We start from the raw sequence: 14875 nt of genomic DNA on the forward strand, positions 1-14875 counted from the left end.
TCATCGATTTTGGCGCCCTTCGATCAACCGCTCGACCAGCGAAGGATCGGCCAGCGTCGAGGTATCGCCCAGCGCGCCGAAATCGTTCTCGGCGATCTTGCGCAGGATGCGGCGCATGATCTTGCCCGAACGGGTCTTGGGCAGGCCATCGGTAAAGTGGATCACATCGGGCGTGGCAACGGGGCCGATTTCCTTGCGCACCTGTGCTTTCAGATCGGCCAGCAGAGCATCGGAGCCGTCTTCTCCCGCATTCAACGTGACGTAGCAATAGATGCCCTGCCCCTTGATATCGTGCGGGTATCCGACCACGGCCGCCTCTGCCACCTTGGGGTGCAGCACCAATGCGCTTTCAACTTCGGCGGTGCCCATGCGGTGGCCGGAGACGTTGATCACATCATCCACCCGCCCGGTGATCCAGTAATACCCGTCTTCGTCACGCTTGCACCCGTCGCCGGTGAAGTACTTGCTTTTGTAAGTGCTGAAATAGGTCTGGCCGAAGCGTTCGTGATCGCCATAAATGGTGCGCGCCTGCCCCGGCCAGCTGTGCGTGATGCACAGGTTACCCTCCGCCGCGCCGTCAATCACGCCGCCCTCGTTATCGACGAGTTGCGGGCGGATGCCGAAGAAGGGGAGCCCTGCGCTGCCCGGTTTCATGTCGTGCGCACCGGGGAGCGTGGTGATCATGCAGCCGCCGGTTTCGGTCTGCCACCAGGTGTCGATGATCGGGCAGCGGCCCTCGCCGACCACATCGAAATACCAGCGCCAGGCTTCGGGATTGATCGGCTCGCCAACGCTGCCGAGCAGGCGCAGGGACGCGCGCGAGCGGCTCGTCACGTGGGTGTCGCCCTCGCGCATGAGGGCGCGGATCGCGGTGGGGGCGGTGTAGATGATATTGACCTGATGCTTGTCCACCACGTCCCAGAACCGCCCGTGATCGGGGTAGTTCGGCACGCCTTCGAACACCACGGCGGTCGCCGCGTTGAACAGCGGGCCGTAGACGACATAGCTGTGCCCCGTGACCCAGCCGATATCGGCGGTGCACCAGAACACCTCGCCCGGCTGATAATCGAAAATGTAGTGGAAGGTGGTTGCCGTCCATACGCCGTAGCCGCCGGTGGTGTGCAGCACGCCCTTGGGCTTGCCGGTGGAACCCGAGGTGTAAAGGATGAACAGCGGGTCTTCCGCGTCCATCACCTCACACGGGCAATCATCGTCGCTGGCGAGGTCTTCCAGCCAGTGATCGCGGCCTTCCTGAATCGCGATTTCGCCGCCGGTATGGCGGATCACCAGCACGCCATCGACCGCGACGCCATCATGCGCGAGCGCCGCGTCGACATTGGCCTTCAGCGGCACCCGCTTGCCGCCGCGCAGGCCTTCATCGGCGGTGATGACAAAGCGGCTGCCGCAATCCTCGATCCGGCCTGCCAGCGCCTCGGGCGAGAAGCCGCCGAACACCACCGAATGCACCGCGCCCAGCCTTGCGCAGGCGAGCATCGCGGTCACCCCTTCAAGGATCATCGGCAGGTAAAGCGTCACCCGGTCGCCGCGTGTCACGCCCAGCTTTTTCAGGGCATTGGCCATGCGCACCACTTCGGTGTGAAGCTGGCCATAGGTGAGGCTGCGGCCTGCCGAAGCAGGATCATCCGGTTCGAAGATCAGCGCGACTGTTTCGGCGTGGGTAGCAAGATGCCGGTCAACCGCGTTGTGGCACAGGTTGATCTGCCCGTCTTCGAACCATTTGATCGCCACGGGATCGTATGACCAATCGCCGCCCTTGGTGGGCGCATTCACCCAGTCCAGTCGCTGCGCCTGTTCCAGCCAGAAGGCGTCCGGCGTTTCCACCGATGCGCGATACATTTCGGCATATTGCTCGGGCGTGCAATGCGTGGGGGTGTGGGCTTGGGGCCGCTCGACTGCGTGGATCATCTCGACTCTCCCTATTCTTGGGGACGCTTTTACAACAGGCTACACGCCCCGCCCCATCAGACAAAGGTCTTACGACCATCCGCTAGCTGTGCGCGGCCCACCGATCCCGCCATCCTTGCCCGGATAAAAGAATGCGGGAGGGTCTTATGGTTCACACAGCTTCAGCCCGGATATTGCGGGCGGGGTTGCTGGCGGCAACGATGCTGACAGCAACCCCCGCGCTGGCGCAGGAGGCGAGCGTCGATGCCGATGTCAGCGCACGCCTCGCCCGGCTGGAACGGCTGGTCGAAGGGCTGGTGGCGCGGCTCGATGCCGATGCCGGCACGCAGGCGCAGCAGGCTGAGGCGCTGCGGGCCATCCGCGCGGAAACCGGCGCGATCCAGGCCCAGCAGCAGGCGATGCGCGCCGAGGCCGATGCCGCGCTCGAGACTACCCGCACGCTGGCGACACGTCAGGCGGAGATGTCGGAAAAGCTGGTCGATTTCGCGATTGCACCGGGCGAAGGTTTCCGCATGGGCAGCACCCGCGTCACCTATGGCGGCTATGTCAAACTCGATGCGACCAGCCAGCGCACCAGTGGCGGGCAGTTGCCGGGCAATTCGATCCTGCGCGATTTCCTGTTCCCCTCGTCGACCCCGGTCGGCGGGCAGCCGAGCGGGTTCGATACCGATTTCTCCGCGCGGCAGACCCGCTTCCTGTTCAAGACCGAAACCGATGTCGGCACCGATCACAAGCTGAGCGGGCTGATCGAACTCGATTTCAACGTCACCGAAGGCGGCAACGAACGGGTATCGAACAGCTTCGTGCCGCGCATCCGCAACGCCCTGATCAATTACGATAACTGGACCTTCGGGCAAGGCTGGTCGACCTTCCAGAATGTCGGCGCGCTGCCGGATTCGCTCGATTTCATCGGGGTCACACCGGGCACGGTGTTCGATCGCCAGCCGCTGATCCGTTACACCAAGGGCGGGTTGCAGATCGCTGTCGAGCAGCCAGAAACCGTGGTCACCGCCCCGAACGGCAGCATGGCCACGCCGGGCGACGACCAGATTCCGGACATTGTGGGCCGTTACAACTGGAGCGGTGACTGGGGCAGTTTCACTGCGGCCGGGATCGTGCGGCAGTTGCACATTTCGACTGACGATCTGCTGGGGGTAGACGATTCCGAATGGGGATATGGCCTCAGCCTGTCGGGCAAGCTCAAGGTGGGGGAGCATGACGATGTCCGCTTCATGGCTACCGCAGGCGATGGGCTGGGGCGCTATATCGGGGTCAACATCGTCAATGATGCCGCGATCAGGCCGGACGGCACGCTCGATCCGATCTTCACATATTCGGGTTTTGCCGCCTACCGCCATGTCTGGTCGGATCGCCTGCGCTCCAATCTGGCAGGATCATATTTCAAGGCGGATAACCCTGTCGCGCTCACCACCAATCAGGTGACCGACGAAAGCTGGAACGCCTTTGCCAACCTGATCTGGAACCCGGTTGGCCCGCTGAATGTCGGGGTGGAGGTGATGTATGCCGCCCGCACGCTGGAGGACGGTCGCAGCGGCAATCTGCAACGGGTGCAGTTTTCAACCCAGTACAATTTCTGAAGCCCGACCACGTGAACCGATTTGGTAATGTTTCACGTGAAACATTACCGGATTGGCAAGCGAAACGGCAGCAAATAGGGGTCACGACGAGGCTAGAGGGGGTCTAAATCGACCTAACCGGCACCTGGATCGGTCTGCACAGGCCCGAAAAACCCCGCCAGCGCATCCACTGGCGGGGTTTTTTGATTCCGCAATCCTGACGGGATCAGAAGCGGTAGGCAAGCCCGGCGCTGATCACCCACGGATCCAGCTTGTGTTCGGTCTCGATCGCCAGCGTGTTGCCCACAAACCAGCGCGCGGTGGTATCGATGAAATACCGCTTCACATCGACGCTGAGGCCCAGCCCCTTGTCATTCACCGGCAGATCGAAACCGGCTTGCAGCGCAAAACCGAATTCGTCCGACAGGTTGGTTTCCGTCACCCCGAGCGGCAGGGTGGCTGCGCCCGGATCATCCTTCAGCCAGATGAAATAGGCCACACCCGCGCCGAGATAGGGTTTGAAGCCGCCAGCATCGAAGTGCACTTTCGCCGTCACGGTTGCTGGCAACAGCAGCGCGTCCGACACCAGTTCCGCCCCTGCGGGTAGCCCGGCGACCGCATCGACATCATGCTGGGTGGTTCCGGCGATGGTCTCGATCGAGACGTTGTTCGTCAGGAAATATTCCACCGCCAAAGTCGGCACGAAATTGTCGCTAGCCTTCGTCTGGGTGGTCGCGGGCAGGCCCGGCAGGTTCACGTTGATATCGGTGATCTTGCCATCCGGCAGCACGGCGGTGCCCAGCACCTTCACCTGAATGTCACCTGCGCGGTCATCATTGTCCTGCGCCATCGCGGGCGTTGCGGCCATTGCCGCGGCGGCGCCTGCAAGCATCAGAAAAGTCTTCATTTTCCTTATCCTTCAGCGGCAGCAGTGGCCACCATGTGCGGCCCAGGATTGTTGCTGCCTGTGAGGGCCGGATAGAACCACGTGCCCCGTCCGCTCATTGATCCGGATCAAAGACCGTTGAGCAATATTGCCTCATTCCGGCTGGCATCATGGCGACGATCAGCCCTCCTCAGCCCGACACCGGGCCCGACACCGCAATAGCCGCCTTCCGCGCGGCATTGCCGCTGGATGCGGGGTCCGGTTCCGGCGATGCGCTGATAGCAGACCGGCTGTGTGCCATCGGCCGCCCGGCGCATCTCGCCAAGGGCGAAGCCTTGCTGCCCGATCCCCGCGAAGACCGGCTGGTTTTTATCGCCGCAGGCTGCGCCAAGCTGGTTGCGCCTTCGGGCCAGAACGCGCCCGTCAATCAGGTGCTCGCATTCCATTTTGCCGGCGATCTGGTGTCGGTGCAGCGCCGGAGCCCTGGCGAACCACGCGGCGATTTCCGCCTGATTGCGCTATCCCCGTGCGAGGTTGTGATTTTCCCCGCCGATCGCTTTCTCGACATTGCGCAGGGCGATCCGGCCGTCCTGCGAGCAGTGTTGACACGTTCGCTGCAAGCCCTACACCGAAGCCGGACCCGGATGATGCAGATGGGGCACAAATCCGCAGGAGCGCGGATCGCCGATTTCCTTGTATCCATGGCCGAACGGCTGGCGGACTGCACAGCAGGCGCCTGCGCCTTTTCCCTGCCGATGAGCCGCCGTGATATCGGCGATAGCCTTGGCCTCACGATCGAGACTGTCAGCCGCCAACTGACCGAATTGCGCGACGCCGGGCTGGTTTGCACCGAGGGGCGATCAAAGGTCTGGCTTTCCGACATTGCCACGCTTGCCCGCATTGCCGGGCGTACGCACTGCCAGCCGGGCCTCACTTCCAAAAACTGATCAGATTTGATCTGGATCAACAACACAGGTTTCAGACGCGCGCAAAGCGGGCCGACGAAAGGGATTTTTCAACATGGAAGCAGTCGTGAAACGGCTGGGGGTCTGGGCGTTTGTCCTGCTCGCAGCCATTGCCGCTATCGCGCTCACCCCCGACAGCGGGTTTGCCATCCACATGGGGATCGTGGCGCTGGTCGCAGTGATCCTGATCTTTGCCACGGCCACCAGCTATGATCCGCTGGCGCGCGCGCAGAGCATTTTCAAAATGCCTCCCGGCCCGTCGCGTTATGATGATGACGTGGTGCGCTGGGGCGTGATCGCAACCATGTTCTGGGGTCTGGCAGGGCTGCTGGCAGGCGTGTTCATCGCCGCCCAGCTGGCCTTCCCCGATCTCAACCTTGAACCCTACCTCAATTTTGGCCGGGTGCGCCCGCTGCACACCAGCGCGGTGATTTTCGCCTTCGGCGGCAATGCCCTGATCGCGACCAGTTTCTATGTGGTGCAGCGCACCTGCCGCACCACGCTGGCCTTCCCCGGCATGGCCCGCTTTGTGTTCTGGGGATACCAGCTGTTCATCGTGCTGGCCGCGACCGGTTATCTGCTCGGCATCACCCAGTCGAAAGAATATGCCGAGCCCGAATGGTATGTCGATCTGTGGCTGACAGTGGTGTGGCTGGCCTATCTGGCAGTGTTCGTGGGCACGCTGCTGCGCCGCCATGAACCGCATATCTACGTGGCCAACTGGTTCTATCTCGCCTTCATCATCACTGTGGCGATGCTGCATGTGGTCAATAATCTGGCGATGCCGGTCAGCCTGCTGGGCGGCAAAAGCTACAGCGCCTTTGCCGGCGTGCAGGATGCGCTGACCCAGTGGTGGTACGGCCACAACGCGGTGGGTTTCTTCCTGACCGCAGGCTTCCTGGCTATGATGTACTACTTCGTGCCGAAGCAGGCGAACCGCCCGGTCTATTCCTACCGCCTGTCGATCATCCACTTCTGGTCGCTGATCTTCCTCTATATCTGGGCTGGTCCGCACCACCTCCACTACACCGCCCTGCCCGATTGGGCGCAGACGCTGGGCATGGTGTTTTCGATCATGCTGTGGATGCCCAGCTGGGGCGGGATGATCAACGGTCTGATGACGCTGAACGGCGCGTGGGACAAGGTGCGCACCGATCCGATCATCCGCATGATGGTGCTGGCGCTCGCCTTTTACGGGATGAGCACCTTCGAAGGGCCGATGCTGTCGATCAAGGCGGTCAACAGCCTGTCGCACTATACCGACTGGACCATCGGCCACGTCCATTCCGGCGCGCTGGGATGGAACGGGATGATCACCTTCGCCTGCGTCTATTACCTCGTGCCGCGCCTCTGGAAGAAGGAACGGCTGTATTCGCTGCGGATGATCAACTGGCACTTCTGGCTCGCGACGCTGGGGATCGTTTTCTACGCTTCCAGCATGTGGGTCGCCGGGATCACGCAGGGCCTGATGTGGCGCGAATACGGGTCCGACGGTTATCTGGTGAACAGCTTCGTCGATACCGTCGCCGCGCTTCACCCGATGTATGTTCTGCGCATGATTGGCGGGCTGATGTACCTCAGCGGGTCGATCATCATGGCTTACAACATCTGGATGACCATCGCCGGGCATCAGCGGGTCGAAGCCCCGATGGGCGACACCGCCCATGATGAAACCGCCGATCGCCCCATCATCGCCGAACCGGCCGAATAAGCGCTGCTGCGCAAGGAACGCGAACCATGACACAACCTGCTCGCAAGGAACCCTTCGAGGGCCACAAGAAGCTCGAGAAGAACGTCACGCTTCTCGCCGCCGCCACGCTGGTGGTGGTCGCCATCGGCGGTATCGTTGAAATCGCCCCGCTGTTCTGGATCGATAACACGATCGAGAAGGTCGAAGGCATGCGCCCCTACACCCCGCTCGAACAGGCGGGACGGGATATCTACATCCGCGAAGGCTGCTACACCTGCCACAGCCAGATGATCCGCCCGTTCCGGGACGAGGTCGAACGCTATGGCCATTACAGCCTCGCCGCCGAAAGCATGTATGATCACCCCTTCCAGTGGGGATCGAAACGCACCGGGCCGGATCTGGCGCGGGTGGGCGGGCGCTATTCGGATGAATGGCACGTCCAGCACCTGAAGGCGCCGCGTTCGGTGGTGCCGGAAAGCATCATGCCCAATTACAGCTTCCTTGCCGAAGCCGAATTGCAGATGCCCGATCCGGCGGCCAACCTCACCGCGCTGCGCCGCGTGGGTGTGCCCTATTCGGATACCGACATCGAAAACGCCGCCACCGATCTGATGGCGCAGGCCGATCCGAATGCCGATGCGGGCGATCTGGCGACCCGTTATCCCAAGGCGCAGATCCGAGATTTCGACGGTGATCCCGCCCGCGTGACCGAAATGGATGCGCTGGTTGCCTACCTGCAAATGCTGGGCACGCTGGTCGATGTGAACAGCGCCGCCGCGCAGGAAGTGCTGACCGGGGAGAAGGGCCGATGAGCCTTTACGAAACCCTGCGCCACTTTGCCGACAGCTACGGGTTGGCGGTGATCTTCGCGCTCTATCTGACGCTGTGCCTGTGGCACTTCCGCCCCGGCGCGGGGGTGCATGTGGACACGGCCAAGCACTCGATTTTCAAGGATCAAGACGATGTCTGACAAGATTGGGGTAAACAAGCGCATCGACGCACCCACCGGCACCGAAACCGTCGGCCATGAATGGGACGGGATCGAGGAACTCAACACGCCGCTGCCGCGCTGGTGGCTGTGGACGTTCTATGCCTGCATCGCCTGGGCGGCGGTCTATGTCGTGCTCTATCCCGCCTGGCCGCTGATCGACAAGGCGACCGCAGGCACGCTCGGCTGGTCGAGCCGCGGCGATCTCGCCAAGGAAATGAGCGCGGCAGACATGGCCCGCCAGGGCATGGTCGAACGTATCGCCGTGACCGATATCGAAAAGCTGCCCGCCTCGCCCGAAATGATGCAGGCAGCGGTTGCGGGCGGCGCGGCGGCGTTCAAGATCAACTGCGTGCAGTGCCACGGCGCGGGCGCGGCGGGATCGCCGGGCTACCCCAACCTCAATGATGATGACTGGATCTGGGGCGGCACCCTGACCGAGATCGAATATACCCTCAACCACGGCATCCGCTGGACAGCCGACGATGCAACCCGCGTGAATTACATGCCCGCATTCGAAGGCATGTTCCAGCCCGCGCAGGTCAAAGCGCTGACGGGGCATGTGCTCTCGCTCAGCGGCAAGGCCAAGCCGAATGCGGCGGGCGCGCAGATGTTCAGCGAGAATTGCGCGGCTTGCCACGGCGCAGCGGGCGAAGGGCAGCCGGAAATGGGCGCGCCCGCGCTCAATGATGCGATCTGGCTGTTCGGCGGCACCGAGGCCGAGGTGACACAGCAGATCCTCAAGCCCCGCCACGGCGTCATGCCCGCGTGGAAAGACCGGCTCGATCCGGTGACGATCAAGATGCTGGCCGCCTATGTTCACTCACGCGGGGGCGGGCAAAAGGCCGCTCCGGCCCAGCCTGAAACCGATGTTGCCGGCGATGTCGCCAGCACAGCCAAGGCCGAAAATGATGGCTGATTCCATGGAGTCCGGGCGTACCCCCCAGCAAGCGGACAAGCCCCGCGACTGGGCCGGTGCGCTCGGTTCCAACCCTGCGCCCACCGCAGATCCGGCAGAGGCCGGGTTCATGGGCGCCGCGCTGTATGAAAAGGGCAAGACGATCCACAACAAGCGGATCGACGGCCCCTTCCGGCGCTTCAAGTGGCTGGTGATGCTGGTGACGCTGGCGATCTATTACATCACCCCGTGGATCCGCTGGGATCGCGGGCCTTACGCGCCGGATCAGGCCGTGCTGATCGATCTTGCCCATCGCCGGTTCTACATGTTCGATATCGAAATCTGGCCGCACGAGTTTTACTTCGTCGCCGGAATGCTGATCATGGCCGGTATCGGCCTGTTCCTCGTCACCAGCGCCGTTGGCCGTGCATGGTGCGGCTATGCCTGCCCGCAAACGGTGTGGACCGATGTGTTCCAGCATGTCGACCGCTTCTTCGATGGTGATCGCAATGCGCGGATGCGGCTGGACAAGGCGCCATGGACGGCATCCAAGATCGCGCGGCGCAGCGCCAAATGGGCGGTCTATCTCGCCATCGCCTTCTGGACCGGCGGCGCATGGATCATGTATTTTGCCGACGCGCCGACGCTGACGGTGGATTTCTGGACGGGTGAGGCCGCTCCCGTCGCCTATGCCACTGTCGCGATCCTCACCGGTACCACCTTCTGGCTGGGCGGGTTCATGCGCGAACAGGTGTGCATCTACATGTGCCCCTGGCCGCGCATCCAGACCGCGATGCTGGACGAGAAATCGTTGATCGTCACCTACAAGGACTGGCGCGGCGAACAGCGCGGCAGCCTGAAGAAAGCGGCCAAGAACCCCGAAGCCTACGGCGACTGCATCGATTGCCTGCAATGCGTTGCAGTCTGCCCCACCGGGGTCGATATCCGCGAAGGCCAGCAGATCGGCTGCATCACCTGCGGGCTGTGCATCGACGCCTGCGACAAAGTCATGGCCGAAGTCGGCCGCCCGCGCGGGCTGATCGATTATGCCACGCTTGACCAGTGCGAGGCAGAAAGCGCGGGCGCGCCTGCCACCCCTGCATGGAAGGCGCTGCTGCGCCCGCGGGTGTTCATCTATTTCGGCGTCTGGGCGGCGATTGGCGCGGGTCTGCTGTTCATGCTCGGCACCCGCACCCACACCGATCTGACCGTATCGCCCGATCGCAACCCGCCCTTCATGCTGTTGAAGGATGGTTCGGTGCGCAACGCCTACACCCTGCGCCTGCGCAATATGGAGGCCCGCCCGCGCGATATGGAGGTCGCCCTTGTCGGCCTGCCCAGTGGCGCAGTGATGTGGACGGAATCGGTCAGCATGGAAAATGCCGCCCCCGTGCAGGTCATCGACGTCAACGCCAACGAAACCAAAATCGTGCGCGCCTATGTGCTGCTGCCTGAGGGCGCGAGCGCCGACGCCTTCACCTTCCGCCTGACCAGCCTTGACGAACAGCGCGAGACCGATCTTGCCGAAACCACCTTTGCCATGCCGGGGAACGAATGATGACAAGCAAAAGCAAAGCCTTCACCGGAAAGCACATGGCGGCGGTGTTCCTTGGCGGATTTGCCATCGTGATCGCGGTCAACCTGTACATGGCTTCGCACGCGGTCGGCGGGTTTCACGGCACGGTGGTCGATAACTCCTATGTCGCCAGCCAGAAATACAACGGCTGGCTGGCCAAGGCCGAAGCATCGAAAGCGCTCGGCTGGCAAGCGGTGCCGGAACGGCGGGCGGACGGGCGCGTGGTGCTGGAAACGCTGGGCCTTCCCGCAAGCGCGACCATCACTGCCGAGGCCGAGCGCCCGCTGGGGACACGCGATACCGCCGCGCTGACCTTCGCTGATCAGGGCGGAGGGCGCTGGATCTCTGCCGAGACAATCGGCGAAGGCCGCTGGCAATTGCGCATGGCAATCCGTGCGGGGGATGCAGCATGGGCCGGGGAAAGCGAAGTGCGATGAACGCCCCTGCCGCCATCAACGCTGACGCGGCGCGCACGTTCGCCACCAGCCGCTTTACCGTGCCGGGGATGAAGTGCGCGGGCTGCATCGGCAAGATCGAGCGTGAATTGCCCAAGGTTGACGGGATTATCACCGCGCGCGCCAATTTCTCGGCCAAGCGGGTGGCGATCAGCCATGATCCCGCGCTGGGCGAGGATGCGCTGGTTGCCGCGCTGCTCGGCCTCGGCTTCGAAGCGGCCCCGGTGTCCGAAAACCCGATGGGGGTGGAGGATGCCGAGCGCAAACGCCTGTCGCGCGCGCTGGGTGTTGCGGGCTTTGGCATGATGAACGTGATGCTGCTTTCGGTCAGCATCTGGTCGGGCGCGGAGGGGACGACGCGGGATCTGTTCCACTGGCTTTCGGCGCTGATCGCGCTGCCGGTGATCGCCTATTCGGGGCGGCCCTTTTTCGCCAGCGCATGGATGGCGCTGAGCCACAGGCGTACCAATATGGACGTGCCGATCAGCATCGGCGTGATCCTGGCGACCTGCCTTTCGCTTTACGAAACCATCACCGGCGGCGGGCACGCCTATTTCGAAAGCGCGGTGATGCTATTGTTCTTCCTGCTGGCGGGCCGCGCGCTGGATGCCGAAATGCGCACGCGCACTCGCGCAGGGATCGGTGCGTTGCTGGGGCGGATGGGCAAGAGCGCATCCGTGATCGGCCCCGATGGTTCGACCCGCCGGGTCGCTGCCAAAGACCTTGAACCCGGAATGCTGGTGCTGGTCGCCGCAGGCGAAGCGCTGGCCGCAGATGGCGAAGTGACAGACGGCACAAGCGCGATCGACAACGCCATGCTGACCGGCGAAAGCGCGCCCGAGCCTGCCGGGCCTGGCAGCGTGGTGCACGCGGGCGCGATCAACCTGTCCGCCCCCTTGCGCATCCGCCTGACCCGCGTGGCCGAAGACACCGCTATCGCCGAAATCGCCCGGTTGATGGACGAGGCCGGACAATCGCGCAGCACCTATGTCCGCATCGCCGACCGCGCCAGCCGCCTTTATGCGCCGGTGGTGCACAGCCTCGCCGCATTGGCCTTCGTCGGCTGGATGATTGCGGGCGCGGGCGTGCACCAGTCGCTTACCATCGCGATTGCCGTCCTCATCATCACCTGCCCCTGCGCCATGGGTCTGGCCGTGCCCGCCGCACAGGTGGTGGCGAGCGGCGCGCTGTTGCGGCGCGGATTGCTGGTAAAGGACGGCAGCGCGCTGGAACGCCTCGCCGAATGCGACATTGCGCTGTTTGACAAGACCGGCACCCTGACCCTTGGCGAGCCGCGTGCGGATACTGGCGCGCTGGATGCGCAGGAGAGAAGCGTCGCGCTTGGTCTCGCGCAAGCCAGCCGCCATCCGCTCAGCCGGGGTCTCGCAGCGGCGCTGCTGCGCGAAGGCGTGGTGCCTGCGGTGATCGCCGATGTGCGCGAGGTTAGCGGCGCGGGACTGACCGGGCGCTGGCAGGGTATGGACGTCGCGCTCGAACGGCCCGAAGGCGAGGTGCTGAACCTCGCCACACGGCTGAGGATCGGCAAGCACCTGCAAACCATCACCTTCGCCGATCCGCTGCGCGCCGATGCCGCCGCGACCATCGCCGCCTTGCAGGCCGAGGGGATCGGCGCCAGCATCCTGTCGGGCGACCGCGCAGCGCCGGTGGCACGCGCGGCGCAGGAACTGGGGCTTGCATCAGTTGCCGAAGCCAGCCCGCAGGCGAAACTCGCCGCGCTGGAGGCCCTGAAAACAGCTGGCCGCCGCCCGCTGATGGTGGGGGATGGGCTCAATGATGGCCCCGCGCTGGCTGCCGCCCATGCCTCGATCGCGCCCGGCACCGCGTCCGACGCGAGCCAGCAGGCCGCCGACGCGGTGTTCATCGGTGAGGCGCTGATGCCGGTCGCGCTGGCGGTACGGGTGGCGAAGGCCACGATGAGGATCGTGCGGCAGAACTTCGGCTTTTCGATCGCCTACAACATCCTCGCCGTGCCGCTCGCCCTGTTCGGCCTCGTCACGCCGTTGATTGCCGCGATTGCCATGTCGGTCAGCTCGCTGGTGGTGGTTGCCAATTCGCTGCGCCTCGCACGGAGCGCCAGGGCATGACCGGCCTCGCTATCCTCATCCCCATCGCGCTCGGCATGGGCCTGATCGGCCTTGGCGCCTTCTTCTGGTCGATGAAGGACGGGCAGTATGAAGACATGGACGGCGCGGCCAACCGCATCCTGATTGATGAGGAGGACGAGCCGGTATGACATCCCTCCCCTTCGCACTGCTCGCACTGATCCCGGTGATGATCGGCCCCCTGCCCGTTCAGGCCGAAACGATCACCGCCAAGCTGTGCAACGGCGGCACCATCACCATTCCGCTGGGTGATGGCGAGGCTCCCGTGCAGGACGAGAACTGCCACCCCAAAGGCTGTCATGCCGGCAGCTGCCGCGAGGATAAACTTGGCAAATTGATTTCGCGCAAAGACGGGTGACGGCCGGGGCGCTTTAAGCGCACTCATGTGGACATACATTCCAGAACTCCTCGCCAAGCCGGTGCCGCGTTACACCAGCTACCCCACCGCTGCCGATTTCGGCCCGCTGGCAGAAGGTGCGATCGAAAGCGCCATTGCCGCAGCGGACGGGGACGTCTCGCTTTACCTCCACATCCCATTTTGCGAACAAATCTGCTATTATTGCGGCTGCAACACCGGGGCATCGGGCAAGCGTGCGCGGGTGGAAACCTATCTGGCCGCGCTGCATCAGGAAATCGCCACGGTCGCCAGCCTGCTGCCCCCCGCCGCCCGTGTGAGCCGCATCGCCTTTGGCGGCGGCAGCCCCAACGCGATTGCCCCGGGCGAATTCATGGCGCTGGTGGACGCGCTCCACGCCCATTTCCCGCTTTACGCCCCCGCATGGTCGATCGAACTCGATCCGCGCAGTCTGACAGCAGAGTGGAGCCATGTGATCGGCGAGACAGGCATCACCCGCGCCAGCATGGGGGTGCAGACCTTCGCTGCCCATTGCCAGAAAGCCATCGGGCGCGAACAGCCCGCCGCCATGATCTGCCGCAGCATCGATTGGCTGCGGAGCGGCGGTGTCACCTCGCTCAATTTCGATCTGATGTACGGCCTGCCGCACCAGACCACGGCCGATCTTGTCGACAGTCTGGAAATGACATCCAAGCTGGGGGCAGACCGGGTGGCGGTGTTCGGTTACGCCCACGTGCCGCATCTGGTGCCGCGCCAGAAAATGATCCCCGAAGCCGCCCTGCCCGGGGCCGAGGCCCGCTTTGCCATGGCAGCACAGGCCCACGCGTTTCTGACCGCGCATGGTTATGACGCGATCGGCTTCGATCACTTTGCCCTGCCGCATGATCCGATGGCGCGGGCAATGCGCGATGGTTCGCTGCGGCGCAATTTCCAGGGCTTCACCGATGATCCGGCCGAAGTGCTGATCGGCATGGGATCGACCGCGATCAGCGGCTTTCCCGGCTTGCTCGCCCAAAACGACAAGCACAATGGCCGCTATCGCCAGCTATCGGGCGAAGGGCGGCTTTCAGCCAACCACGGCATCGCCCGCAGCGCGGCAGACCGGCTGCGCGGCAGCGTGATCGAGGCATTGTTGTGCCGCAACCAGGCCACGCTTTCACCCTGTCTGCTGGCCGAAGTGCAGGATCGGCTGGCCCCGTTCCTAACAGCAGGCCTTGCCACTCTTTCCGGTGACCGGCTGACCATCCTGCCCGGCGGCCTGCCCTATGCCCGCGTGATCGCATCGCTGTTCGACACTTACCGCGCCGTAACGCAGCGCAGTTTCAGTTCGGCGATCTGATCCCCCCTCATCCTTGCCAGCGCGGCGCATTGCGCGGATAGTTTGCCGCAATTCGACAAGCGGCATTTCTAACGGGCGCGTATAGCCGCGTTTTGGG

General features: G+C 63.8%; 14 protein-coding genes. 12 read left to right on the forward strand and 2 right to left on the reverse strand.

What is annotated here, in order from left to right; all coding sequences use genetic code 11:
- The gene (gene acs / locus IP79_RS14050; RefSeq protein ID WP_054119915.1) at positions 1–1926 is read right to left on the reverse strand and encodes an acetate--CoA ligase; all 1926 of its coding nucleotides are present in this window, start codon (positions 1924–1926) and stop codon (positions 1–3) included.
- 146 nt (positions 1927–2072) lie between these two features.
- Between acs and IP79_RS14055 the strand changes: the two genes are divergently transcribed.
- A complete protein-coding gene (locus tag IP79_RS14055) occupies positions 2073–3524 on the forward strand; it encodes a DcaP family trimeric outer membrane transporter (protein ID WP_233994228.1) in 1452 nt (483 codons plus the stop codon).
- A 205-nt stretch (positions 3525–3729) separates the two neighbouring features.
- Here IP79_RS14055 and IP79_RS14060 read toward each other — a convergent pair whose 3' ends face one another.
- Complete coding sequence (locus IP79_RS14060; RefSeq protein ID WP_054119917.1) at positions 3730–4410, reverse strand: OmpW/AlkL family protein; 681 nt, start codon at positions 4408–4410, stop codon at positions 3730–3732.
- Between the two features lie 149 nt (positions 4411–4559).
- Here IP79_RS14060 and IP79_RS14065 point away from each other — a divergent pair, with 149 nt between their 5' ends.
- From IP79_RS14065 to hemN, 11 genes are all read left to right on the forward strand, one after another.
- Complete coding sequence (locus IP79_RS14065) at positions 4560–5336, forward strand: Crp/Fnr family transcriptional regulator (RefSeq protein WP_054119918.1); 777 nt, start codon at positions 4560–4562, stop codon at positions 5334–5336.
- 73 nt (positions 5337–5409) lie between these two features.
- Positions 5410–7065: a cytochrome-c oxidase, cbb3-type subunit I gene (ccoN, locus tag IP79_RS14070; protein WP_054119919.1), complete on the forward strand. Its 1656-nt coding sequence runs from the start codon at positions 5410–5412 to the stop codon at positions 7063–7065.
- Between the two features lie 26 nt (positions 7066–7091).
- On the forward strand, positions 7092–7856 hold the full coding sequence (ccoO, locus tag IP79_RS14075; RefSeq protein WP_054119920.1) for a cytochrome-c oxidase, cbb3-type subunit II: 765 nt from the start codon (positions 7092–7094) through the stop codon (positions 7854–7856).
- Positions 7853–8014 (forward strand): CcoQ/FixQ family Cbb3-type cytochrome c oxidase assembly chaperone, encoded by a 162-nt coding sequence (locus tag IP79_RS14080; protein ID WP_054119921.1) that lies wholly within the window; start codon positions 7853–7855, stop codon positions 8012–8014. The genes ccoO and IP79_RS14080 overlap by 4 nt, the downstream gene beginning before the upstream one ends.
- On the forward strand, positions 8007–8951 hold the full coding sequence (gene ccoP, locus IP79_RS14085) for a cytochrome-c oxidase, cbb3-type subunit III (RefSeq protein WP_054119922.1): 945 nt from the start codon (positions 8007–8009) through the stop codon (positions 8949–8951). The genes IP79_RS14080 and ccoP overlap by 8 nt, the downstream gene beginning before the upstream one ends.
- Positions 8944–10488 (forward strand): cytochrome c oxidase accessory protein CcoG, encoded by a 1545-nt coding sequence (ccoG, locus tag IP79_RS14090; protein ID WP_082337251.1) that lies wholly within the window; start codon positions 8944–8946, stop codon positions 10486–10488. The genes ccoP and ccoG overlap by 8 nt, the downstream gene beginning before the upstream one ends.
- Positions 10485–10943, forward strand: a complete 459-nt coding sequence (locus IP79_RS14095) for a FixH family protein (protein WP_082337235.1) — start codon at positions 10485–10487, stop codon at positions 10941–10943. Before ccoG ends, IP79_RS14095 begins: the two co-directional genes overlap by 4 nt.
- On the forward strand, positions 10940–13066 hold the full coding sequence (locus IP79_RS14100; protein ID WP_054119923.1) for a heavy metal translocating P-type ATPase: 2127 nt from the start codon (positions 10940–10942) through the stop codon (positions 13064–13066). The genes IP79_RS14095 and IP79_RS14100 overlap by 4 nt, the downstream gene beginning before the upstream one ends.
- Entirely contained in the window at positions 13063–13215 is a 153-nt protein-coding gene (ccoS, locus tag IP79_RS14105) for a cbb3-type cytochrome oxidase assembly protein CcoS (protein ID WP_054119924.1), read from the forward strand. The genes IP79_RS14100 and ccoS overlap by 4 nt, the downstream gene beginning before the upstream one ends.
- Positions 13212–13442 carry a hypothetical protein gene (locus IP79_RS14110; protein WP_054119925.1) on the forward strand — a complete coding sequence of 77 codons (231 nt, stop codon included), beginning with the start codon at positions 13212–13214 and terminating at the stop codon, positions 13440–13442. The genes ccoS and IP79_RS14110 overlap by 4 nt, the downstream gene beginning before the upstream one ends.
- A 25-nt stretch (positions 13443–13467) precedes the next feature.
- A complete protein-coding gene (hemN, locus tag IP79_RS14115; RefSeq protein ID WP_054119926.1) occupies positions 13468–14778 on the forward strand; it encodes an oxygen-independent coproporphyrinogen III oxidase in 1311 nt (436 codons plus the stop codon).
- The last annotated feature ends 97 nt before the right edge of the window (positions 14779–14875 follow it).

Source organism: Porphyrobacter sp. AAP60 (assembly GCF_001296025.1).
Classification (GTDB): domain Bacteria; phylum Pseudomonadota; class Alphaproteobacteria; order Sphingomonadales; family Sphingomonadaceae; genus Erythrobacter.